The following is a 21284-nucleotide window of genomic DNA, read 5'->3' as shown; positions in this document are numbered from 1 at the left end:
CCGCTTGACGAAAAGCCACAACTTTGCTTGTGCGAAAGCGATGCTGCCCAGTATAATCGTCGGCTTTCCGGTCGTTGCCCCCGGAAAAAATCAGGGAGAGCCTGCAAACACAAGCAGGAAGGTCAGGTCCAAAGGGCCGGCCGATCGACAGGACGCTAAAACGGCGACCGTCACAAGGGCAGATTTCTCATTCAGGAAAAATCATGAAGACCTTTTCCGCCAAGCCTGCAGAGGTAAAGCGCGACTGGTACGTGATTGACGCGACGGACAAGGTCCTCGGCCGTGTTGCCAGCGAAGTGGCACGCCGACTGCGCGGCAAGCACAAGCCGGAATTCACTCCTCACGTCGACACTGGTGATTTCATCATCATCGTCAATGCGGCCAAGATCCGCGTGACGGGTACGAAAGAACAGGACAAGAAGTACTACCGCCACTCGGGCTACCCGGGCGGTATCTACGAAACCACTTTCGGCAAGATGCAGCAGCGCTTCCCGGGCCGTGCCCTGGAAAAGGCTGTCAAGGGCATGCTGCCGAAGGGTCCGCTGGGCTATGCGATGATCAAGAAGCTGAAGGTTTATGCCGAAGCCGAGCATCCGCATGGCGCACAGCAGCCCAAGGTGCTGGAAATCTAAGGGGGCCAATCCATGATCGGTAACTGGAATTACGGTACTGGCCGCCGCAAGAGCGCTGTGGCACGTGTCTTCATCAAGTCGGGCAAGGGCGACATCATCGTCAACGGCAAGCCCATCAACGAATATTTCGCTCGCGAAACCTCGCTGATGATCGTGCGCCAGCCGCTGGAGCTGACCGCTCACGCCGAAACGTTCGATATCAAGGTCAACGTGACCGGTGGTGGTGAAACCGGCCAGGCCGGCGCTGTTCGCCACGGCATCACGCGCGCCCTGATCGACTACGACGCCACGCTGAAGTCCGCCCTGTCGAAGGCCGGCTACGTTACGCGTGACGCTCGTGAAGTTGAGCGTAAGAAGGTCGGTCTGCACAAGGCACGTCGCCGCAAGCAGTTCTCGAAGCGCTAATGCGCCTTTGCCAGGCGCTTCGCACGCCTGGCAAATCCAGAAAAGCCGCACGATTCGTCGTGCGGTTTTTTTTTGGTCGATGATTTGTGTGCTGTCGCGTTATGTGGTGTTTTGTGCGCTTTCCGCCAGGGTCTTGCTCAGGATCGACATCGCTGCCGATTTGCCGACTTTTCATTCGCGCAATGATCGCTCGGAGATACAATCACGGGCCTGCAGAAACGAGGATTTCCAGCGATGGACCGAGCGCATTCCGTCGGGGTGTCACGATGGGCCTGAAGTATCGCCCCTTGCGTCCGCGTCGCCCGCCCAGGTCAGGCCGCGCGGTTATTCGCATGCAGCATCCGTGGCGCGGCCGGGTGATCGGCGGGCTGACTTTCGTGCTGATCTGTGGGGCGGCATGCATGGGCGGCTATAAGCTGGGGCGGCAATCGGTAGGTCCGTTCGCGCCGAACCCTGACCTGCTGGCTGCCAACGCGCGGCTCCGGCAACAACTGGATGAAGTCTTGGCGGAAAGAAGCCGGCTGCGCGCCAGTGTCGACACGGCCGCAGCCGAGATGAGCATGGCGCGCGCCGCACAGGACAGCCTGGGCCAGCAGGTGAAATCGGCCGAAACGGAAATCGCGCAGCTCAAGGAGGATCTCGGATTCTTCGAATCGCTACTGCCCGCGTCGGGCGACACATCTGGCATCCATGTCCGGAGTTTCCGTGTCTCGCAAAGCGTTCCGCACGCCCGTCTTGTGCATTATCGTTTGCTTGTGATGCAGGGCGGCTCCAAAGCCTTTGTCGAACAGCCGGAATTCAAGGGGGAACTCCAGTTTGCGATCTCGGCAATCCGGGGAGGCAAGCCGTTAACCCTGACATTGCCGCAGTCGGGCGATCGGCCGTTGCCCGCGGTCCGACTGACGCATTACCAACGCATTGAAGGGGATCTGGCGCTCCCGCCGGATGTGGAAGTCCGCGCCGTTCTGGTCCGCATCATGCAAGGCGGCCAGACTCGCGCGTCGCAATCGGCAACGCCATAGCGCGTCAAAGGAGAAAAACATGCTGTTTTCGAAGAAGAAAGGCTTGTCCATCGATACGTTGATCGGCCATTCCGCCGCCGTCGAAGGCGATGTGACATTTTCCGGGGGATTGCGGCTGGACGGTCGGGTGCGCGGTAATGTGACCGCCGAGACGGGCAAGTCCAGCATGCTAGTGATTAGTGAAAAGGGTGTCGTGGAGGGCGAAATCCGCGTCGACCACCTGATTCTCAACGGCACGGTGACGGGTCCGGTACATGCGAATGAGCTGCTGGAACTGCAGCCGCACGCGCGCGTCTACGGTGAAGTCCGCTACGCCGCGCTCGAGATGCACCAGGGCGCGATTGTCGAGGGACGACTGGTGCCGCTCATCCAGGGCGAAGTGCGAGCGTTGCCTAATCATGTGCCCGCCGCCGAAGCCCACGACGTCACGGACAGCGGGCACGCTTCTCCGCCGGAAAAGGTCGAAACCGCCGGAAAGGCCGAAGACCCGGAGGATACAGCGGACGCAGAGGACTCCGACGTTGTCGAAGACGCCGAACGGAAGCCCCAAGGCGCCGGCGTGCAATCGTTGCGTCGCTTTCGCTCATCCAGCGCCCCTTGAAAACAAAGGGTTTCGGCACGATTTTTGAGTAGCGCTTAGAATACGGGCGTATCTAACCAGGAGAATCCCCATGAACGCAGTCGCTGAGGCACCCGTTACCGAGGACGTGCCGGCACCGTTCGTCTTTACCGACAGCGCAGCCGACAAGGTCAAGCAGTTGATCGAGGAAGAGGGCAATGCCGAGCTGAAGCTGCGCGTGTTCGTGCAGGGCGGCGGTTGCTCCGGCTTCCAGTACGGCTTCACATTCGATGAAGACGTCAACGAAGACGACACCTCGATGGTCAAAAACGGCGTGACGTTGCTGATCGACTCGATGAGCTACCAATATCTGGTCGGCGCCGAGATCGACTATAAGGAAGACATCAACGGTGCGCAGTTCGTGATCAAGAATCCGAACGCATCGACCACCTGCGGTTGCGGCTCGTCTTTCTCGGTCTGATCGACAGCTTTACCGCAAAGAAAAAGCGCACCTCGGTGCGCTTTTTTTATTCCGACCGCGCGCGCGTCAGCGCGGGTAGATCGCGCCCAGTACGCGCGGCCCTTTTGCGCCGGTCACGGCCGTAACGTTTCCGGGGGCGCGCCGCACGCATTGACGAGCCAGCCATGCGAAGGCAATGGCTTCCACCTGCGACACCGGGACGCCAAAGTCGTCGCTGGCCTGCACCTCGACACCCGGCAGCATGTCGCGCAGCGTGGCCATGAGATGGTCGTTTCGGGCGCCCCCGCCGCAGACGATCAGCCGCGCCGCATCGGCGGCGTACTTTCGGATATCGTCCGCGATGGCCGTGGCAGTGAGCCTCGCCAGCGTCGCGAGTACGTCTTGCCACGACGGTTGCTGGTCGCCCCGGCTGTCCAGGATGCGCTGCAGCCAACCCGGGTGAAACAGGTCCCGCCCGGTGCTTTTCGGCGGCGGCATTTGGAAATAGGGATCGGCCAGCAATCTCGATAGCAACTGCGCATCGACGATGCCGGACGCCGCGCACTGGCCGCGATCGTCGTACGGCACGCCTTGATGACGCTGGATCCAGTCGTCCATCAACGCATTGCCCGGACCGCAGTCGAAGCCGAGGACCGGCGTTCCCGCGCTGGCGGCCGGAAGAACGCTGATATTGGAAATGCCGCCGATATTGCAAACCACGCGCGTCTCGTCACGCACGCCGAACAGCGCGAGATGGACGTCGGGCACCAACGGCGCGCCTTGTCCCCCGGCCGCGATGTCGCGGCTGCGAAAGTCGGCCACCACGTCGATGCCGGCAAGTTCGGCCAGCAGCGCCGGATGCTGGGTCTGGCGCGTATAGCCGATGCCGTCATACTGGCGCGGCCGGTGGCGGATCGTTTGCCCATGCGCGCCGATCGCGGCAACCTGGGCGGCATCCGTGCCGGACGCGCGCAACAATTCCGCAACGCACTCCGCATACACGCGGGCCAGGCCGTTTGCGGCCAGCGCCTCGCGGTGAATCTCATCATCGCCCGGCTGCTGCAAAGCGCCGAACGCCTCGCGCAGTGCGTCGGGAAACGGCACGTGCGCGGCCGCCCGGACCACCGGCTGCGGGCCGGAAAAATCCACCAGCACGCCGTCCACGCCGTCCATGCTGGTGCCGGACATCAGGCCGATATAGCAGTCGTCGGAGCAGTCTTTGGGCGCCGTGGAAGGGGGCATGGGCTCAGTTGCTGGCGGTCAGCACGTTGTAGGTGCGCAGCATGTTGATGCGGCTCAGCATGGCGCTCGAATAGGTCAGGAAATCCGCGCGCGACTTGCCGGTCAAGGTGGGCGCTTCCATCAGCGTCGTGGTCAGCGGATTCTGGGGGACATCGTTGTAGCGGAATTCGTAATGCAGATGCGGCCCGGTGGCCCAGCCCGTCGACCCCACATAGCCGATCACCTGGCCCTGGCTGATGTGCTGGCCTTCGCGGATGCCGGCAAAACCGGACAAGTGCGCGTAGTAGGTGGAATAACCGCCCGCGTGTTGCAGCACGATGATGTTGCCGTAGCCGTTCTGCTGGCCGACGAAATCGACCACGCCCTCGCCCGACGCAAACACCTTGGTGCCTTGCGGCGCGGCGAAATCCACGCCCTTGTGCTGCGCCCACTTGTGATGGAGCGGATGGTCGCGACCGCCAAAGCCCGACGACACGCGCGAAAATTCCACCGGCGAACGCAGGAACGGGCGCTTCATGCTGCGGCCGTCGAAGGTGTAATACGCGCCAGGCTCGCCGTCGTTCGGGGCGTACCAGAGCGCCTGGTAAAGCGTGTTGCGATTGATCAGTTCGACGGCCACCACGCGGCCATTGCGCACGAATGCGCCGTCGCGGAAGCCGGCCTCGTAGACGATGCGGAAGCGATCGCCCCGCGCGATGTCGTGATGAAAATCAATGACGCCCGAAAAGATCGAGATCATCTGGCTGACCACTTCGTCGGGCACGCTGGCCGCGTCCATCGATTTGAAGAATCCATTGGCCTCGATCGCGCCGGACGCCATTTCGTAGTGCAGATCGTTGTCGACCGTCGCCACGCGGGCGCGGTACGTATAGTCGTCGCCGTCCTTCTTTGGCGCCACGCGTTCGATCACCAGCTCGCGCGATGCGCCCGCGTCGCCGCCGAGATTGGCTTGCAGCGACACCAGCAGGTTGCGCTCGTCGATCTCGGCCTGCACGCTCTGGCCGGGATTCAGGTTGAACAGGCCGCGCGCGGTGGGGTTCTTGACGATGAACGCCTGGGCGTCCGGATCGTCGATGCCGAGACGGCGCAACAGCGCCGCGATGGTGTCGCCACGCTGCATGCGTTCCTCGCGCACGTACACGCTGCCGTCTTCCGATTCGGCGAGCTTGTCGAGCTGCTCGCGAACGTCGGGCATGCGCAGCGGCTGGAGCACGCGGGGCGCAAGCGGATCATCGAAGGCGTTGCGGGGGGCAACGCCCATCGCGGCGGCCATGCCGAGCGTGAAGACCGTGCCGACGGCGACGGTCAACTGCTTGCGGCGGCGGGCATGCTGGGGATTCGTAGGGTCAACAAGGACCACCAGCTCGCGCGCGAAAACTTCGCGGAGACTAGACCACATCACGTAGAATTCAAGCTTTCTGTATTGCCAGGGCCGCTGCCGCGACGATATTTCTCGTCTGCCTTCCTCCCCCGAGGTGCGGCGCGGGCGTTGTATGTTTCCGCCTGCAAGGCGGTTGGGCCGACGGATGACCCGTCTGGCGCAAAGCGCGGATTATACCAGAACCATGCTGGCCCTCCGTCGTGGTTTCCCTATAGATTTCAAAGACTTACGTCATGACTGAAGTGTCCCCGGCCGCCGCGGCCAAATATCCACTTACGCCGTCGGTGATGCGCGCATTGGAGATCACCAAGCGCGGCTGCGACGAACTCCTGGTCGAATCCGAGTGGCTGCAAAAGCTCGCACGCAGCGAAGCGACGGGCGTGCCGCTTCGCATCAAGCTCGGGCTCGATCCCACCGCGCCGGACATCCACCTCGGTCACACCGTGGTGTTGAACAAGCTGCGCCAGTTGCAGGATCTGGGCCACCAGGTGATCTTTCTGATCGGCGACTTCACCTCGACGATCGGTGATCCATCGGGGCGCAATTCCACGCGACCTCCGCTGACTCGCGAACAGATCGAAGCCAACGCGCAGACGTACTACAAGCAGGCGAGCCTGGTGCTCGATCCGGCCAGGACCGAAATCCGCTACAACAGCGAGTGGTGCGATCCGCTGGGCGCGCGCGGCATGATCCAACTGGCGGCCAAGTACACCGTGGCCCGCATGATGGAGCGCGACGACTTCACCAAACGGTTCCGGTCTGGGATTCCTATTTCAGTCCATGAGTTCCTTTATCCGTTGATGCAGGGCTACGATTCCGTGGCTCTGCAGTCCGATCTGGAACTCGGCGGCACCGACCAGAAGTTCAATCTGCTGGTGGGACGCGAGCTGCAAAAGGAATACGGCCAGGAATCGCAGTGCATCTTGACCATGCCGCTGCTGGTGGGGCTGGACGGCGTCGAGAAGATGTCGAAGTCCAAGAACAACTACATCGGCGTGACCGAGGCCCCGAACGACATGTTCGGCAAGCTGATGAGCATCTCGGACGACCTGATGTGGCAGTACTTCACGCTGCTGTCGTTCCGGCCGATGAGCGAGATCGACCTGATGAAGGAAGAAGTGGCGCTGGGCCGCAATCCGCGCGACTGCAAGGTGGCGCTGGCACAGGAAATCGTCACGCGCTTCCACAGCCAGGCCGCAGCCGAAGCTGCGCTCGAGGCATTCAACCACCGCGCGCGCGGCGGCGTGCCCGACGACATTCCCGCGGTGAGCCTCGAAGGCGCGCCGATGGGCATCGCGCAACTGCTCAAGCAGGCCAACCTCGTGCCGTCCACGTCGGAGGCCAACCGCAATATCGAGCAGGGCGGTGTCAAGATCGATGGCGCCGTGGTGGCCGACAAGGCCACCAAGGTGGCCGCCGGCACCTATGTAGTTCAGGTCGGCAAGCGCCGCTTTGCGCGCGTGACGCTGCGCTGATACCGGCGCCATGATCGCACTGATTCAGCGTGTCTCGCAGGCGCGCGTCACCGTGGAAGGCCGCACCGCCGGCGAAATCGGCGCGGGTTTGCTGGCGCTGGTTTGCGCCGAGCGTGGCGACGCCGAAGCACAGGCCGATCGGCTGCTGGCCAAGCTGCTGTCGTACCGTGTCTTTTCCGATGCCGAAGGCAAGATGAACCTGCCCGTGCAGAATATCGACGGTCACGGCACGGCAGGCGGCTTGTTGGTGGTTTCGCAGTTCACACTGGCAGCCGACACCAACAGCGGCACCCGTCCCAGCTTCACGCCTGCGGCGTCGCCCGAAGACGGGCGCCGTCTTTACGATTACTTCGTGACCCGCGCGCGCGCCACGCATCCGCTGGTGCAGACCGGCGAATTCGGCGCGATGATGCAGGTCAGCCTGACCAACGATGGCCCCGTGACGTTCTGGCTGCGCGTACCGCCAGCCGGTAACGCGTGACATCGCAAGTCGAAATCCAAGCCAAGGAGATCCTCATGAAACTCTGGAGCAAGGCATTTGCCGACAACGCGCCGATTCCCGGCGAATTTGCGTTCTGTGTGCCCGATGCGGCCAACCACGTGACGCTGTCGAGCAATCGCAACCCGGACCTGCACTGGGACGATTTTCCGCCGGCCACGCGCTCGTTTGTGCTGATCTGTCACGACCGCGACGTGCCCAGCAAGGGCGACGACGTGAACCAGGAGGGCCGCGAAGTGCCCGCGTCGCTGCCGCGCGTGGACTTCTTCCATTGGGTGCTGATCGACATTCCGCCGGGGCTGAACAGCATCTCGGCGGCCTCGCACAGCGACGGCGTGATCGCACGCGGCAAGCCCGGGCCCGAGGCGCTGGTGGGCACGGCCACGGCTGGCGGCCTGCGCCACGGCCTGAACGACTACACCGGATGGTTTGCCGGCGACGCCGACATGAAGGGCGACTACTTCGGCTACGACGGCCCGTGCCCGCCGTGGAACGATTCGATCGTTCACCACTATGTCTTCACGGTGTACGCGCTCGATATCGAACGCGTGCCGGTGGAAGGCAAGTTCACGGGCGCCGAGGTGCGCGCCGCGATCCAGGGCCACGTTCTCGCCGAAGCGAGCATCACCGGCACCTACACGCTCAACCCGCGGCTCGTGAAGTAATCGTTCTAAATCGTTTTAAAAAACGCCTATCCGCAGCCCCCAAGGAATCGGCATGTTGCAAAGCACTGGCCCGCAATCGCTGGCCTACACCCATCTGATCGTGATTCGTCACGGCGAGACAGCCTGGAATCGCGAGCGGCGGCTGCAGGGCCAGCTCGACATACCGCTCAACGAAGCGGGCCACGCGCAGGCGCGCGCGTTGGCCGAGGCGCTGGCGGGCGAGCCGATCGACGCGGTGTACACCAGCGACCTGAGCCGCGCCGCGCAGACCGCCGCGCCGCTGGCGCAGGCGTTGGGCTTGAATGCGCGTGCGGAGCCGCGCCTGCGCGAGCGTTGCTATGGCGATCTCCAAGGCATGACGTACGCCGAGGTGGCGCAACAGCGTCCCGAGGATTTCGCGCGCTGGCAGGCGCGCATTCCCGATTACGCGCCGCCTGGAGGCGAATCGCTGCGCGAATTCCATGAGCGTGCCGTCGAAGTGGCGCTGTCCTTATCGCGGCGTCATCCGGGCGAACGGATCGCGCTGGTCGCCCACGGCGGCGTGCTCGATTGCCTGTATCGCGAGGCGACGGGCATGACGCTCGAAGCCCCGCGCGAGCACGAACTGCTCAATGCCAGCGTCAACCGGCTGCGCTGCGACAGCGTCAATCTGACGATGCTGCAATGGGCCGACGTGAGCCATCTGGAGGCGCTGACGCTCGATGAGGTGGATCGCCGCGTTCCCTGAATCGTCGGCTTAGACTTTCAACCGGAACGGCGTGAAATTGGTGTTCCGGTCATACCAGTCCTCGCGTTCGGCGCGCTTCAGAAAGCCCACCACCTTGTAGGTCACGGGCGTCATCACGATCTCCCAGCCGGTCTTCAGTACGTATTGGGCAATGGCGACCTGGATGACTTTTTCCAGCGGCCAGATGCCGTAGAACGCAATCACGTAGAACAGCGACGAGTCGACGAGCTCGCCGGCCAGTGTCGAGCCGATGGTGCGCGTCCACAGCCAGCGGCCGTTGGTCCACAGCTTCATCTTGGCCAGCGTGTAGCTGTTGGTGAAGCTGCCGCAGCAGAACGCGATCAGCGACCCCAGTGCGATGCGCCAGGTATTGCCGAATACGTCTTCCAGGCTTTTCTGATAGTCGATCATGAACGGCGCCACCGGCATGCGCAGCACCACGAACGCCATGAACGTGGCAAACGCCAGCGCCGCGAAACCCGCCCACACCACGCGGCGGTCGCGGCCATAGCCGTAGACCTCGGTCAGCACGTCGCCAAAGATGTAGGAAACCGGAAAGAACAGCACGCCGGCGCCGAACGTGACGGGCCCGATCCACGGCAGCGTAACCTGCGCCGCCTTGGCCGCCCCGATCAGGTTCGAGCACAGCAATACCGTGACGAAGGCCACCATCACGAGATCGTAGTAGCGGTACACGCGTCCGCTGTGTGCTGCGGCGGGGGCGGAGGCGGCGATGGGTTCGTGCATGGTGACGTCCGGGGCGCGGGATTGGCGCGATTATGCCAGCGAAGCCGCGCCCGCACCGGCGCAAAAAAAAGCTCCCGGCCGAAGCGGGGAGCGATCCATTTGCAACCCGGAGAGGGTCGGTGCGGCTACAGGTCCAGCTTGCTGATCTTGGAGCCGTCCAGCGAGACATCGAACATCAGGCCGGCGTTGGTCTGCACGAAAGCGATCACCGGCTGCTGCGCGGTGACGGTGTCCACCTTGCCATTGGCGCCAACCTTGGCCAGCGCCACGCTCGCGTCCACGCCTGCCGTCCAGCCCTTCGACTGCACGAATTTGTTGTACGCGTCGGGCGTCATGAACATGATGACGACCGAGCGCGACTGGCCGCCGGCGGTCAGCCCGACCGACGCGGCGATCGTCCGATAGTAGCCTTGCGTCGCGCCCTTGGTGCGCAGCGCGCCGTCGCCATACTCGCCGCCCACCACCAGGCCACCGGCCAGCACGCGCGGAAACACCAGCAGGCCCTGTGCGCGGCTGCCCAGGTCGCGCGCGCCGTCCACCGATGCATAGAGACGGTTCAGCGCGCCGTCGACGCCGGCATCGATCTCCTTGCGTTTCGCCGCTACATCGGTGGGCGAACTGCTGCCTGTCGTGGTGCAGCCTGCCGCCAGGCCGGCGGTGGCTACCAGCAGTCCAGACCCGGCGACCCGGGCAACAAACTGACGTCGATCCATGTGGGATTCTCCTCTGATTGGGAAAGGAACTGCGACCGGCGGCTCTCCGATTCGTGCGATCAGCCTGCCTTGGGTGCTTCGATCGTGATGACGACCATTTCGCGTACCACGATCTTGGCCATTTGGCCGGGCCTGACTGCGGCCAGGTCGATACTCGGATCAACGACCTTCACGGTGCGTACCGATTCGCGCGGGCCCGAGAATGTCAGCAGGCGCTGGGAGACGTCCACGCGCGTGACTTGCGCGGTGATCGTGGTGGTGACTTCGCGCACCACGCCGGGTTTGCCGCCAGCGGGCGCACGCGCGACGCGCTCGGTCTGCTCGATCATCGCCACGTCCTTGGTGCCGAGCGGCTCGAGCCCCGCCACGACAGCGGCCTCACGGCGGATCGTGACGATATCGCCCGGGCTTACGTTGCCGAAATTCTGGGCTTCGTCGCCGCCCACCAGTTCGACGACGTTGCCGCCCTCGCCTTGCACGATGATCGCCTTGGTCTGCGGGTCGACGGAGACCACCTTGCCCCTCGCGACATCCTCTTCGGCGAAAGCTTCCGGCCGGGGCGGCGCAACGTTGGGCAACGGCGACGTGGGGCCGGCGGGCGCGGGCGCCATCTGGGCGGTGGCCGTGCCCATGGCCAGCATGGCGAGGCAGGCGGCTAGTGTCGAAGTGGTGAGGCTGGCTCGGCGTTTCATGGCTGTCCTGTTGCGACGTGCGCGTTTGTAAAAAAGGATGCAGCCATTGTGGGCAACTGCTCAGGGCCCAGCAATGCACTTCGAAAAAACTTGGGGACGCCGCGAAAACGTTTAAATGGCGTCCGCAAGGGGCGCCAGCGTCTCTTTGTAATAGCGGGCGATCTACGGCGCGTCGAAGATATCGCCGTCGCGGCTGCCTTGCGGCGAGGCCAGGCCGAAATGCCGGTATGCAGCCGCCGTGGCAACACGTCCGCGCGGCGTGCGTTGCAGATAGCCCTGCTGGATCAGATACGGCTCCAGCACGTCCTCGATGGTGTCGCGCGCTTCGCCGATCGCCGCGGCGAGGTTGTCCACGCCAACCGGACCGCCGTCGAACTTGTGCAGCACCGCTTCCAGCAGCTTGCGGTCCATCAGGTCGAAGCCGACGGTGTCGACATCGAGCATTGCGAGCGCGGCGTCGGCGAGGTCGCGTGTGATCGTGCCGTCGCTCTTGACCTCGGCAAAATCGCGCACGCGCCGCAGCAGCCGGTTGGCGATACGCGGCGTGCCGCGTGCCCGGCGCGCAATTTCCAGTGCGCCGGCAGGATCGATCGTCGCATTGAGCAACTGCGCCGATCGCGCGACGATACGCGCCAGTTCTTCAGGCGTGTAGAACTCCAGCCGCGCCACGATGCCAAAGCGGTCGCGCAGCGGATTGGTCAACATGCCGGCGCGCGTGGTGGCGCCCACCAGCGTGAACGGCTGCAGGTCGAGCTTGACCGAGCGGGCCGCCGGGCCTTCGCCGATCATGATGTCGATCTGGTAATCCTCCAGCGCCGGATACAGGATTTCTTCCACCACGGGCGACAGCCGGTGGATTTCGTCGATAAACAGGACGTCGTTGGCTTCGAGATTGGTCAGCAGCGCGGCGAGGTCGCCGGGGCGCTCGAGCACCGGGCCGGAAGTCTGGCGCAGATTGACGCCCATCTCGCGCGCGATGATGTGGGCCAGCGTGGTCTTGCCCAGCCCCGGCGGCCCGAACAGCAGCACATGGTCCAGCGCTTCGCGGCGATTGCGCGCCGCGTGCATGAAGATGTCGAGCTGGCCGCGCACCTTTTCCTGGCCGACGTATTCGTCGAGCAGCTTCGGACGCAGCGCACGCTCGAACGCCTCCTCCTGGTTGGAAGCCGGCGTGGCGGAAATCACGCGGTCGGGCAGGCGTTCGCCGGTCAGCTTGTCGGTTTCTATCATGGCAGTCGGAAGCAATTTGCCGCCATTCTACGCTGCCCGTCGCGGCTTCCCGCCAAGTGGTCAGCCCTTGGACAGGGCCTTGAGCGCCAGCTTGATGCCCTCCGACACACCGGTTGCGGCCGGCACCTGCTTGATCGCCTGTGCGGCTTCCTTTTCCGAGTAGCCAAGCGCCAGCAGGGCGTTGAGCACATCGACGGCGGTGTCCGACAACGGCTGCGCGCCGGGCACATGCCCCAGATCGGCGCCCAGCTTGCCCTTGAGTTCGAGCAGCAGCCGCTCGGCCGTCTTCTTGCCGATGCCGGGAATCCGCGTCAGCCGGCCCGCCTCCTGCATCGTTACGGCCTGCGCCAGTTCCGGTACCGACAGGCCGGACAGGACTGCCAGCGCCATGCGCGCCCCGATGCCGGTGATCTTGATCAGCTCGCGAAACGTGTTGCGCTCGGTGGCCGAGCCAAAGCCGAACAGCAGGTGCGCGTCCTCGCGGATGATCTGCTGCGTGAGCAGCGTCACCGGCTGGCCGACGGCGGGCAGGTTGTAGAAGGTGCTCATCGGCACATCGATCTCGTAGCCGACGCCATGGCAGTCGACCAGCAGATGCGGGGGATTCTTTTCAAGCAGGGTGCCGGCGATGCGTCCGATCATGGTGTGTGCGATGGGGTGAGAAAGCTGGCCGCAAGTGTAGCGGCCCACGTGTCTATTGTGCTGGCGGCGTATCGACGGCGCGCCGGCCCAGCGCCGGATCGTCGGTGAAAAATCCATCGATGCCGGCGCCGATAAAGGCGCGCACTTCGCGTTCCATGCCGGCGGGATTGCGCGTGGCATCGTCGCCGGGCGCGCGTAGCGAGCGCGGCAGGAAACTGTTTTCGGGCCGGAACGTATAGGGATGGACGACCAGCCCCGCGGCGTGCGCGTTACCGACCAGCGCGGTGGGCGCGCCGAGATTGCCGCGCGCATCGCGCGGGATCACGAGATTCTTCTCGGGGCCGATGCCGTTGGCGTAAGCCGCCACTTCGCGCAGCCCCAGCGGCGTCAGCATCGATGCGTATGTGCGGCTGTCGCCGGCCAGCCCCCAGTCCGCGGGACGGCTGCGGGCGTTGCCGATCAACTGGACGATGCGCACGTTCGGCATCGACGGCCCCAGCAGCCGCTTCATGGTGCGCAGCGGTGCGACTTCGAACGACTGCACGTAGATCGGCGCGCGCCTTGCGTAGTCGTTGCCGCGCAGCGCCGTGGCGAGTTTTTCCTCCAGCGGCAGGCCGATGCCGCGGAAGTAGCTGGGATGCTTCAGTTCGGGATAGATGCCGATGGCGGCCCCGCGCTTGCCGGCAGCCTGTGCGACCAGTTTCAGGATCTCGTCGAAAGTCGGGATCTCGAACTGGTCGTTGAGCTTGGCGTTGTAGGGACGCAGCTTGGGAATCCGTTCACGCGCCCGCATCGTCTTCAGTTCGGCCAGCGTGAAATCCTCGGTGAACCAGCCGTCGATACGCTCGCCGTCTATCACCTTGATGCGCCGGCGATCGGCAAACTCGGGCAGCTCGGCGACGTTGGTAGTGCCGGTGATGTCGTTTTCGTGGCGCGCCACCAGTACGCCGTCCTTGGTCGATACCAGATCCGGTTCGATGATGTCCGCGCCGTCGTCGATGGCCTTCTGGTAGGACGCGAGCGTGTGTTCGGGCCGCAGCGCGCTGGCACCGCGATGGCCGATCACCAGCGCTTTCTGTGCAGGCGCGGCCGGTGGCGGCGTCGGGACCGCGGCGGGGGCCGGCGCAGTGGCCACGGGCGCGCGCGGTGGCGCGACGCAGCCTGCCATCAAGGCGGGTACGGCCAGTGCGAGCGATATGCGAAAGACGAGGGGATGCGACATCGGGGCGTTCCTGAGGGCTTGCTTTCGAACGCCGATTGTATGCGAGCGGCCGATGCGGCCGCGCCGGATTGAGCCGCGCGCAGCGTCGAGGTCAGCCCACCAGCCGGCCGCGCCGCACGCGCATGCCTTTGCGCGCCAGATCCGGCGCCAGGCCAGCCAGAGCGCCAAGCGTGTCGCCGCCATTGGCATGGCAGATCGCCACCCCCAGCGCATCGGCCGCGTCGCTGCTGGGCCGTCCGGACAGCGCCAGCAGCCGCATCACCATCTCCTGCACCTGCTCCTTGTTGGCGCGGCCATAGCCGACCACCGCCACCTTGAGTTGCAGCGCGGTGTATTCGAACACGGGCAGGCCCTGTCCAACCAGCCCGCAAATGGCGGCGCCGCGCGCCTGGCCCAGCATCAGCGTGGATTGCGGATTGACGTTGACAAAGACCTTTTCGATGGCGGCGCAATCGGGCGCGTAGGTGCGCGCCACTTCGGCGATGCCGTCATACAGCGTCTTCAGGCGCTGCGGCAGGCTCTGGTCGCCATTGCTGCGGATCGTGCCGGAGGCGATGTAGGCAAGCTTGCTGCCGTGCTTTTCGAGCACGCCAAAGCCGGTGGTCCGCAGACCAGGGTCGATGCCGAGGATGCGCATGAAGCGGGCAGTGGGAAGGGATGGGCGTAGTGTAGAGGATTACGCCCGGTGGGAGGACAGCAGGCAGACCCGTGGCAGACGCGGGCGCGCCTGCCACGGGGTCATGCATCAATGACGGAAGTGGCGCGTGCCGGTCAGTACCATGGCAATGCCGCGCTCGTCGGCGGCGGCGATCACTTCGTCATCGCGCATCGAACCGCCCGGCTGGATCACCACGGTCGCGCCCGCATCCACCACCACGTCCAGACCGTCGCGGAACGGGAAGAACGCATCCGACGCCACGGCCGAGCCAGCCAGCGTCAGGCCGGCGTTCTGGGCCTTGATGCTGGCGATGCGCGCCGAATCGACGCGGCTCATCTGGCCGGCGCCGACACCGAGCGTCATGCCGTTGCCGCAGAACACGATGGCGTTCGACTTCACGAACTTGGCCACGCGCCAGGCGAACATCAGGTCGTCCATTTCCTTCGGCGTGGGATGACGGCGCGTTACCACGCGCAGTTCCGACGGCTGCACGTTGCGTGCGTCCGGGCCTTGCACCAGCAGCCCGCCGCCCACGCGCTTCAGGTCGTACTGGTTCACACCGCGGCCGAGCGGGATTTCCAGCAGGCGTACGTTCTGCTTGGAGGCGAACACGTTGCGCGCCGCGGTGCTGAACGACGGCGCGATCAGCACTTCCACAAACTGCTTGGCCACGGCTTGCGCCGCGGCTTCGTCCACTTCGACGTTGAAGGCGATGATGCCGCCGAAGGCCGAGGTCGAATCGGTCTTGAAAGCCTTTTCGTAGGCTTCCAGCGCGTTGGCGCCAACCGCCACGCCGCACGGATTGGCGTGCTTGATGATCACGCAGGCGGCGGCCGCGGTGGCGTCGAACGACTTCACGCATTCCCACGCGGCGTCGGCGTCGGCGATGTTGTTGTACGACAGTTCCTTGCCCTGCAACTGCACGTAGTTGGCCAGCGCGCCATCGACGGTCTTCAGGTCGCGGTAGAACGCCGCCGACTGGTGCGGATTCTCGCCGTAGCGCATCTCCTGCACTTTCTCGAACGCCAGGTTCAGCGTCTGCGGATAGTTGCTGCGTGCCTGGTGCGACTTGTCCGCGCCAAGGCTGGTCAGGTAGTTGGTGATCGCGCCATCGTACTGGGCGGTGTGCGCAAATACCTTGGTGGCCAGGCGGAAGTTGGTGTCGTAGCCGACCGTGTTGCCATTGCCGCGCATTTCGTCGAGCACCACGGCGTAGTCGGCCGGATCGACGATGACGGTGACATCGCGGTGGTTCTTGGCCGCCGAACGCAGCATGGTCGGGCCGCCGATGTCGATGTTCTCGATCGCGTCGGGCAGCGTGCAGTCGTCCTTGGCCACCGTCTGCTGGAACGGATACAGGTTCACCACCAGCAGGTCGATGGTCGGGATGTCGTGCTCGGCCAGCGCGGCCATGTGCTCGGGCAGATCGCGGCGCGCCAGGATGCCGCCGTGCACTTTCGGGTGCAGCGTTTTCACGCGGCCGTCGAGCATTTCCGGAAAGCCGGTGTAGTCGGCCACTTCCGTGACGGGCAGGCCGGCATCGGCCAGGAGCTTGGCGGTGCCGCCGGTGGAAAGCAGCGTGACGCCGAGCGCGTTCAGTTCACGCGCGAAATCGACGATGCCGGTTTTGTCGGAAACGGAGAGAAGGGCTTGCTTGATCATGGCTTGGTGGAACGCTTCAAAGTAATCCGTGTTGCTGCAGCTTCTTGCGCAGGGTGTTTCGGTTGATGCCCAGATAGGCGGCCGCCAGTGACTGGTTGCGCTCGGCGCGCACCATCACGGCTTCCAGCAGCGGCCGTTCCACGGCCTCCAGCACCATGTTGTACATGTTGGACGGCACTTCGCCGTCCAGGTCGCGAAAGTAGGTATCCAGGCTGTCCCGGATACATTGATCGATGGCGTTGCGGCTCATGCGGCAAGCAATTCCCGTTTTTTGTTGTTGTTGATATCTTGTTCTTCGTCCGATGCGCCGCTTTCGTCGACATAGACCAGGCGATCGGAAATCGCCGCCTGTTCGTCGAAGAAAGCGTTGACCGCGTCGAGCTGGGCGTCGGTCGATTCCAGCGTGTTCATGCGATGGCGGAACAGGTTCGCGCCCTTGAGCCCGCGCGTGTACCAGGCGATGTGCTTGCGCGCCGTGCGCACGCCGGTGAACTCGCCGTAGAAGGCGTAGTGGTCCGCCAGATGGTGATTCATGATGGCGCGGATCTCGGCCACCTCGGGCGACGGCAGCAGCTCGCCCGTCTTCAGGTAATGCTCGATCTCGCGGAACAGCCACGGGCGGCCCTGCGCGGCGCGACCGATCATGATCGCGTCGGCGCCAGTCACGGCCAGCACGTGCCTGGCTTTTTCGGGCGACGTGATGTCGCCGTTGGCCACCACCGGGATACGCAGCGCCGCTTTGACCGCCGCGATGGTCTCGTACTCCGCCTCGCCGTGATACAGGTCGGCGCGCGTGCGGCCGTGGATCGTCAGCATGCTGATGCCGGCGTCTTCGGCCATGCGCGCCACGCGCAATGCGTTCTTGTGTTCGCGGTCCCAGCCGGTGCGGATTTTCAGCGTGACCGGCACGCGGTCGCCCACGGCGCCCACCACGGCCTCGACGATGCGCACCACCAGCGGCTCGTTCTGCAGCAGCGCCGACCCGGCCGCCACATTGCAGACCTTCTTGGCCGGGCAACCCATGTTGATGTCGATGATCTGCGCGCCGCGGTCCACGTTGTAGCGGGCCGCCTCGGCCATCATCGACGGCTCCGCGCCGGCGATCTGCACCGAGATCGGCTCGACCTCGCCCGCGTGATTGGCGCGGCGCATGGTCTTCTCGCTTTTCCAGAGCTGCGCATTCGACGCCACCATTTCTGAGACGGCATATCCCGCGCCCAACTGCTTGCACAGCTGGCGGAACGGCCGATCCGTCACGCCCGCCATGGGGGCGACAAAAAGGTTGTTGCGAAGTTGATGCGGACCGATCTGCACGATGGCGGGCTGGAATGAAGCGGTGACGATGCAAAAACATGCCCCTGCCGAATCAGTTGCCGGCGAAGTCTGGGGTCATGTGCGAGGGCGGGATTTTACCGCCAAACCGGTACGGTTGCCCAATAAATGAGCAAATATCATTAGGGCCGGCCCTGGGCGGGCCGGCCGGCGCAAATTCTGGCCGGGGCGCTCAGCGGCGGGCGCCGTACATCATCTGCCGCGCCAACGCGTGTTTGAGTGGCGCCAGGCAGGCCAGCGCAGCTAGCGATGCGCCGCGCGCATGCGCCGCGAACGGGCCGCCCACCGCGAACACGCGCGGCAACAGGTCGGTAATGCCGATCGTCAGCGCCCGGTCCACGCGATGCCGGCCCGCAAAGGCCTGCAGCGCCTGGGGTGTGCAGCCGGCACGCAGCGAATCGGCCAGCGCAAATGCATCACGCAAGCCAAGGTTCAATCCTTGGCCCGCCACCGGATGCAACGTCTGCGCCGCATTGCCGACAGCGACCACACGTCGGTCGACAGTGACCGGCGCGGCATTCAGGCCGAGCGGAAACGCGTGGCGCTTGCCCACCAGCGTGAAGCGCCCCATGCGCGTGCCGAATGCCTGGCCCAGATCTTCGGCAAACTCGGCCTCGGGCAGCGCCAGGCGCCGTTGGGCCTGCTCGGGCGCGCAGCACCAGACCAGCGCGTAGCCAGTTGTACCGTGCTCTTCGTGCGGCAACAGCGCGAGGGGGCCCTCTTCGGTGAAGCGTTCCCAGGCCCAGCCCGGCTGCGGCTGCGTGCAGGTCACGTGACCGATGATCGCGGTCTGGCCGTAGTCGCGCCGCCGCGTGGCTTCGGTGCCGCGCGCCAGCCGCTGGGCCTGCTGATGGAACAGGCCGCCTTCTGCCTGCACTGCGATGCGCGCGGCGTAGGCCACCGGCAAGCCGTCGTGATCGGCATGGGCGGCGCCACCAAGTCGCACCGGCGCGTCCGGATGGCGATCGTCCTGGTCGATATGGTCGATGCGCGTCTCGAACGCGCGTGCGAGGCGTCCCGGCGCGGCTTCCGCGGCCCTGGCCAACGCGCGTTCGAGCGTCTGGCACAGGTCGCCGTAGCGGACCACGTAGCCAAGCGCCGGCACGCCATAGTCGTCATGGTGCAGCTTCAGATGGCCCAGGCGGCCGCGCTGCGACACATGGATATGTTCGATCTGCTGCGCCGGCACCGGCCAGGCGCCGATCTGCTCGAGCAACTGGCGGCTGCCATGCGACAGCGCGATGGCGCGTGGATCGCGCGCCGCGCGCGCGGGCGTGGCGGCGTCGATCAGCGTGATGCGCCACGGCGTGGTGCGTAACAGTTGTCCGGCCAGCGCGAGGCCCACCGGACCGCTGCCGACGATCGCGATGTCGCACGGATCTGTGCCGAATGCGGCGTCAGGGCTGTCCGGACGGGTCATGGCTGGCCTCCTGCTGCGGGCGCGCGTCGGCGAGCGCAGCCTGCGCTTCGCCGCGCTTCCACAAGTTGGCGTCGGTGCGGGTCTTTCCGGCCGCCGCATCGCGCATCGCGTTTTCCAGTTTCTGCTGGTGAAAGCCCGGCAATTGCTGGAGTCGCTCAAGCAGCGCATCGTGATTGGCCGCGGTCATCGGCACCACGCAGCCCTGCTGGCTCTGCGCGTCGCCGGCCAGAATCAGCCATGGCGTGCCGGCCCACGGCGCGCGGTCGGACACGCGCACCACCACGCGTTCCAGGGCGTCCCATTCCAGTTCTTCGCGCTGCCCGTCGGGGCGATGCACGACCACGCGGTCGTCGAAGATATTCACCACGAACGGCACGTTGGGATCCACGTAAGGGGCGTGGGGGCGATGCTTCGGGGTGCCCACGCCAAACAGCTTGCTCAATAACGCCTTCATCGCGACGCGTCCTTTCCGTTGTCGCGCATCAGTGCCTCGATCTCGTCGGCCTTCACAGGCACGCCGCGCGTGATCAGTTCACATTCGCCCGCGGTCACCACGGCGTCATCCTCGATGCGGATGCCGATATGCCAGTAGTGCTCGGGCACGTCTTCGGCCGGGCGCACGTAGATGCCCGGCTCGATGGTCAGCACCATGCCAGGCTCGAGCGGACGCCACGGACGCTCGCCCTGCTGGCCGGCCGGCCAGCAGGGCACGCGATACTCGCCCACGTCGTGCACATCCATGCCGAGCCAGTGGCCGGTGCGGTGCATGTAGAAGCGGCGATAACTGCCGCTGGCCAGCACGTCGTCCAACGTGCCTTCCTTGTTGCGATCGAGCAGGCCCGTATCGAGCATGCCCTGCGCCAGCACCTTGACGGCGGCGTCGTGCGGCACGTTGTACGGCACGCCTGCGCGCGTCTCGGCGATGGCGGCTTCCTGCGCGGCCAGCACGAGGTCGTAGAGTTCGCGCTGTGCGGGCGTGAAGCGGCCGGAAACCGGGAAGGTGCGCGTGATGTCCGAGGCGTAGCCGTCGAGTTCGCAGCCGGCGTCGATCAGGCACAAATCGCCGTCGCGCAGTTCCGCCGGGCCGGCGCGATAGTGCAGCACGCAGGCATTGGCGCCGCCCGCCACGATCGAGTTGTAGGCCACGCTCTGCGCGCCATGGCGGCGGAATTCATAGAGCAGTTCCGCCTCGAGGTGATATTCGCGCAGTCCGGCGCGCGACGCTCGCATGGCGCGCACGTGCGCCTCGGCCGAGATCTGCGCCGCGCGCCGCATGGTGGCCAGCTCGCCGGCATCCTTGAACAGCCGCATTTCATCGAGCCAGGTCCGCACGTCCACGGCAACCGCCGGTGACGATACGCCGGCGCGGCCCTGCATGCGCACGGCATCGAGCCAGCGCCGCACGCTCGCGTCGATCTCGGCCGTGGCGCCAAGCGGGTAGGCAAGCTGTGCGCGATTGGCGAGCAACGGCGGCAGCAGCTTGTCGATGTCCTCGACCGAATGCGCCTCATCGAAGCCGAAGGTCGCGCGCGCGCCTTCGGGGCCATGACGGAAGCCGTCCCAGATTTCCCGCTCTTCGTGCTTGGGCCGGCAAAACAGGATGCTGCGGTCGGCCTCGCCGCCGGGCGCGCCGGCCACCAGCACCAGCACGGCCTCAGGTTCGGCGAAACCGGTCAGGTAATAGAAATAGCTGTCATGCCGGTACGGATAGTCGCTGTCGCGATTGCGCATGGCTTCGGGCGCGGTCGGCACGATGGCCACGCCGCCGCCGTTGTCGCGCAGATGTTGCAGCACGCGAGCACGGCGGTCGCGGCACGAACCAAGGAGAGCGGAGTCGGGTGCGGACATGAGGAGAAACCGGTGTGGGGAATGTGCCGATTCTAAACCCGTCGGCGCGTG

Annotated in this window: 24 protein-coding genes; 9 read left to right on the top strand and 15 right to left on the bottom strand. The window is 65.2% G+C overall.

Annotated elements, in window-relative coordinates; translation table 11 throughout:
- The first annotated feature begins 203 nt into the window (after positions 1-203).
- The 5 genes from rplM (at position 204) to erpA (ending at position 3099) form a co-directional block, all read left to right on the top strand.
- On the top strand, positions 204-632 hold the full coding sequence (gene rplM, locus AC1RKI_RS01455; protein WP_061954745.1) for a 50S ribosomal protein L13: 429 nt from the start codon (positions 204-206) through the stop codon (positions 630-632).
- A 12-nt stretch (positions 633-644) separates the two neighbouring features.
- Positions 645-1037 carry a 30S ribosomal protein S9 gene (rpsI, locus tag AC1RKI_RS01450; protein ID WP_061954747.1) on the top strand — a complete coding sequence of 131 codons (393 nt, stop codon included), beginning with the start codon at positions 645-647 and terminating at the stop codon, positions 1035-1037.
- A 332-nt stretch (positions 1038-1369) separates the two neighbouring features.
- Positions 1370-2059, top strand: coding sequence for a DUF6776 family protein (locus tag AC1RKI_RS01445; RefSeq protein WP_223505650.1), 690 nt, complete (start codon positions 1370-1372; stop codon positions 2057-2059).
- A gap of 19 nt (positions 2060-2078) precedes the next feature.
- Entirely contained in the window at positions 2079-2660 is a 582-nt protein-coding gene (locus tag AC1RKI_RS01440) for a bactofilin family protein (protein WP_492794111.1), read from the top strand.
- A 70-nt stretch (positions 2661-2730) separates the two neighbouring features.
- Positions 2731-3099, top strand: coding sequence for an iron-sulfur cluster insertion protein ErpA (erpA, locus tag AC1RKI_RS01435; RefSeq protein ID WP_061954753.1), 369 nt, complete (start codon positions 2731-2733; stop codon positions 3097-3099).
- A 66-nt stretch (positions 3100-3165) separates the two neighbouring features.
- Here erpA and AC1RKI_RS01430 read toward each other — a convergent pair whose 3' ends face one another.
- Entirely contained in the window at positions 3166-4320 is a 1155-nt protein-coding gene (locus AC1RKI_RS01430; protein WP_492794113.1) for an anhydro-N-acetylmuramic acid kinase, read from the bottom strand.
- A gap of 4 nt (positions 4321-4324) precedes the next feature.
- The gene (locus tag AC1RKI_RS01425) at positions 4325-5719 is read right to left on the bottom strand and encodes a M23 family metallopeptidase (RefSeq protein ID WP_061954757.1); all 1395 of its coding nucleotides are present in this window, start codon (positions 5717-5719) and stop codon (positions 4325-4327) included.
- A 215-nt stretch (positions 5720-5934) separates the two neighbouring features.
- Here AC1RKI_RS01425 and tyrS point away from each other — a divergent pair, with 215 nt between their 5' ends.
- From tyrS to AC1RKI_RS01405, 4 genes are read left to right on the top strand one after another with little or no spacing between them, the layout of a single operon-like run.
- Entirely contained in the window at positions 5935-7176 is a 1242-nt protein-coding gene (tyrS, locus tag AC1RKI_RS01420; protein WP_061954760.1) for a tyrosine--tRNA ligase, read from the top strand.
- 10 nt (positions 7177-7186) lie between these two features.
- Complete coding sequence (gene dtd, locus AC1RKI_RS01415; RefSeq protein WP_061954761.1) at positions 7187-7657, top strand: D-aminoacyl-tRNA deacylase; 471 nt, start codon at positions 7187-7189, stop codon at positions 7655-7657.
- Positions 7658-7692: 35 nt separating this feature from the next.
- Positions 7693-8340, top strand: a complete 648-nt coding sequence (locus AC1RKI_RS01410) for a YbhB/YbcL family Raf kinase inhibitor-like protein (protein ID WP_061954948.1) — start codon at positions 7693-7695, stop codon at positions 8338-8340.
- A gap of 52 nt (positions 8341-8392) precedes the next feature.
- On the top strand, positions 8393-9067 hold the full coding sequence (locus AC1RKI_RS01405; protein ID WP_492794116.1) for a histidine phosphatase family protein: 675 nt from the start codon (positions 8393-8395) through the stop codon (positions 9065-9067).
- 9 nt (positions 9068-9076) lie between these two features.
- Here the strand turns inward: AC1RKI_RS01405 and AC1RKI_RS01400 are convergent, their stop codons facing one another.
- The 13 genes from AC1RKI_RS01400 to AC1RKI_RS01340 form a co-directional block, all read right to left on the bottom strand.
- On the bottom strand, positions 9077-9814 hold the full coding sequence (locus AC1RKI_RS01400; protein WP_061954766.1) for a queuosine precursor transporter: 738 nt from the start codon (positions 9812-9814) through the stop codon (positions 9077-9079).
- A 125-nt stretch (positions 9815-9939) separates the two neighbouring features.
- The gene (locus AC1RKI_RS01395; protein WP_061954768.1) at positions 9940-10527 is read right to left on the bottom strand and encodes a BPSL1445 family SYLF domain-containing lipoprotein; all 588 of its coding nucleotides are present in this window, start codon (positions 10525-10527) and stop codon (positions 9940-9942) included.
- 59 nt (positions 10528-10586) lie between these two features.
- Complete coding sequence (locus AC1RKI_RS01390) at positions 10587-11219, bottom strand: hypothetical protein (protein ID WP_492794118.1); 633 nt, start codon at positions 11217-11219, stop codon at positions 10587-10589.
- Positions 11220-11381: 162 nt separating this feature from the next.
- Positions 11382-12449: a Holliday junction branch migration DNA helicase RuvB gene (gene ruvB / locus AC1RKI_RS01385; RefSeq protein WP_150980095.1), complete on the bottom strand. Its 1068-nt coding sequence runs from the start codon at positions 12447-12449 to the stop codon at positions 11382-11384.
- 60 nt (positions 12450-12509) lie between these two features.
- Positions 12510-13091, bottom strand: a complete 582-nt coding sequence (ruvA, locus tag AC1RKI_RS01380; RefSeq protein WP_061954774.1) for a Holliday junction branch migration protein RuvA — start codon at positions 13089-13091, stop codon at positions 12510-12512.
- A 52-nt stretch (positions 13092-13143) separates the two neighbouring features.
- On the bottom strand, positions 13144-14313 hold the full coding sequence (locus AC1RKI_RS01375) for a glycerophosphodiester phosphodiesterase (RefSeq protein WP_227458194.1): 1170 nt from the start codon (positions 14311-14313) through the stop codon (positions 13144-13146).
- Between the two features lie 91 nt (positions 14314-14404).
- Positions 14405-14950, bottom strand: a complete 546-nt coding sequence (gene ruvC / locus AC1RKI_RS01370; protein ID WP_061954778.1) for a crossover junction endodeoxyribonuclease RuvC — start codon at positions 14948-14950, stop codon at positions 14405-14407.
- A 108-nt stretch (positions 14951-15058) separates the two neighbouring features.
- Complete coding sequence (gene purH, locus AC1RKI_RS01365; protein WP_492794121.1) at positions 15059-16633, bottom strand: bifunctional phosphoribosylaminoimidazolecarboxamide formyltransferase/IMP cyclohydrolase; 1575 nt, start codon at positions 16631-16633, stop codon at positions 15059-15061.
- 16 nt (positions 16634-16649) lie between these two features.
- On the bottom strand, positions 16650-16883 hold the full coding sequence (locus AC1RKI_RS01360; RefSeq protein WP_061954782.1) for a Fis family transcriptional regulator: 234 nt from the start codon (positions 16881-16883) through the stop codon (positions 16650-16652).
- Positions 16880-17947 carry a tRNA dihydrouridine synthase DusB gene (dusB, locus tag AC1RKI_RS01355; protein ID WP_061954784.1) on the bottom strand — a complete coding sequence of 356 codons (1068 nt, stop codon included), beginning with the start codon at positions 17945-17947 and terminating at the stop codon, positions 16880-16882. Before dusB ends, AC1RKI_RS01360 begins: the two co-directional genes overlap by 4 nt.
- Before the next feature lie 190 nt (positions 17948-18137).
- Positions 18138-19385, bottom strand: coding sequence for a UbiH/UbiF/VisC/COQ6 family ubiquinone biosynthesis hydroxylase (locus AC1RKI_RS01350; RefSeq protein ID WP_492794123.1), 1248 nt, complete (start codon positions 19383-19385; stop codon positions 18138-18140).
- Positions 19363-19839 (bottom strand): hypothetical protein, encoded by a 477-nt coding sequence (locus AC1RKI_RS01345; RefSeq protein ID WP_150980091.1) that lies wholly within the window; start codon positions 19837-19839, stop codon positions 19363-19365. The genes AC1RKI_RS01350 and AC1RKI_RS01345 overlap by 23 nt, the downstream gene beginning before the upstream one ends.
- Positions 19836-21233 carry an aminopeptidase P N-terminal domain-containing protein gene (locus tag AC1RKI_RS01340; RefSeq protein ID WP_492794125.1) on the bottom strand — a complete coding sequence of 466 codons (1398 nt, stop codon included), beginning with the start codon at positions 21231-21233 and terminating at the stop codon, positions 19836-19838. The genes AC1RKI_RS01345 and AC1RKI_RS01340 overlap by 4 nt, the downstream gene beginning before the upstream one ends.
- Positions 21234-21284 lie beyond the last annotated feature (51 nt).

Source organism: Cupriavidus sp. GW822-FHT06G04 (genome assembly GCF_058799075.1).
This window is presented reverse-complemented; position numbering and strand designations above follow the sequence as displayed.

Excerpts from the sequence above, each read along its gene's own strand:
- AC1RKI_RS01395 (WP_061954768.1), bottom strand. The coding sequence starts at position 10,527 with ATGGATCGACGTCAGTTTGTTGCCCGGGTCGCCGGGTCTGGACTGCTG.
- AC1RKI_RS01360 (WP_061954782.1), bottom strand. The coding sequence starts at position 16,883 with ATGAGCCGCAACGCCATCGATCAATGTATCCGGGACAGCCTGGATACC.
- ruvA (WP_061954774.1), bottom strand. The coding sequence starts at position 13,091 with ATGATCGGACGCATCGCCGGCACCCTGCTTGAAAAGAATCCCCCGCAT.
- AC1RKI_RS01425 (WP_061954757.1), bottom strand. The coding sequence starts at position 5,719 with ATGTGGTCTAGTCTCCGCGAAGTTTTCGCGCGCGAGCTGGTGGTCCTT.
- AC1RKI_RS01350 (WP_492794123.1), bottom strand. The coding sequence starts at position 19,385 with ATGACCCGTCCGGACAGCCCTGACGCCGCATTCGGCACAGATCCGTGC.
- ruvC (WP_061954778.1), bottom strand. The coding sequence starts at position 14,950 with ATGCGCATCCTCGGCATCGACCCTGGTCTGCGGACCACCGGCTTTGGC.
- AC1RKI_RS01410 (WP_061954948.1), top strand. The coding sequence starts at position 7,693 with ATGAAACTCTGGAGCAAGGCATTTGCCGACAACGCGCCGATTCCCGGC.
- AC1RKI_RS01405 (WP_492794116.1), top strand. The coding sequence starts at position 8,393 with ATGTTGCAAAGCACTGGCCCGCAATCGCTGGCCTACACCCATCTGATC.
- AC1RKI_RS01375 (WP_227458194.1), bottom strand. The coding sequence starts at position 14,313 with ATGTCGCATCCCCTCGTCTTTCGCATATCGCTCGCACTGGCCGTACCC.
- AC1RKI_RS01430 (WP_492794113.1), bottom strand. The coding sequence starts at position 4,320 with ATGCCCCCTTCCACGGCGCCCAAAGACTGCTCCGACGACTGCTATATC.
- AC1RKI_RS01390 (WP_492794118.1), bottom strand. The coding sequence starts at position 11,219 with ATGAAACGCCGAGCCAGCCTCACCACTTCGACACTAGCCGCCTGCCTC.
- tyrS (WP_061954760.1), top strand. The coding sequence starts at position 5,935 with ATGACTGAAGTGTCCCCGGCCGCCGCGGCCAAATATCCACTTACGCCG.
- AC1RKI_RS01340 (WP_492794125.1), bottom strand. The coding sequence starts at position 21,233 with ATGTCCGCACCCGACTCCGCTCTCCTTGGTTCGTGCCGCGACCGCCGT.
- AC1RKI_RS01400 (WP_061954766.1), bottom strand. The coding sequence starts at position 9,814 with ATGCACGAACCCATCGCCGCCTCCGCCCCCGCCGCAGCACACAGCGGA.
- rplM (WP_061954745.1), top strand. The coding sequence starts at position 204 with ATGAAGACCTTTTCCGCCAAGCCTGCAGAGGTAAAGCGCGACTGGTAC.
- AC1RKI_RS01440 (WP_492794111.1), top strand. The coding sequence starts at position 2,079 with ATGCTGTTTTCGAAGAAGAAAGGCTTGTCCATCGATACGTTGATCGGC.
- ruvB (WP_150980095.1), bottom strand. The coding sequence starts at position 12,449 with ATGATAGAAACCGACAAGCTGACCGGCGAACGCCTGCCCGACCGCGTG.
- dtd (WP_061954761.1), top strand. The coding sequence starts at position 7,187 with ATGATCGCACTGATTCAGCGTGTCTCGCAGGCGCGCGTCACCGTGGAA.
- AC1RKI_RS01445 (WP_223505650.1), top strand. The coding sequence starts at position 1,370 with ATGCAGCATCCGTGGCGCGGCCGGGTGATCGGCGGGCTGACTTTCGTG.
- erpA (WP_061954753.1), top strand. The coding sequence starts at position 2,731 with ATGAACGCAGTCGCTGAGGCACCCGTTACCGAGGACGTGCCGGCACCG.
- AC1RKI_RS01345 (WP_150980091.1), bottom strand. The coding sequence starts at position 19,839 with ATGAAGGCGTTATTGAGCAAGCTGTTTGGCGTGGGCACCCCGAAGCAT.
- purH (WP_492794121.1), bottom strand. The coding sequence starts at position 16,633 with ATGATCAAGCAAGCCCTTCTCTCCGTTTCCGACAAAACCGGCATCGTC.
- rpsI (WP_061954747.1), top strand. The coding sequence starts at position 645 with ATGATCGGTAACTGGAATTACGGTACTGGCCGCCGCAAGAGCGCTGTG.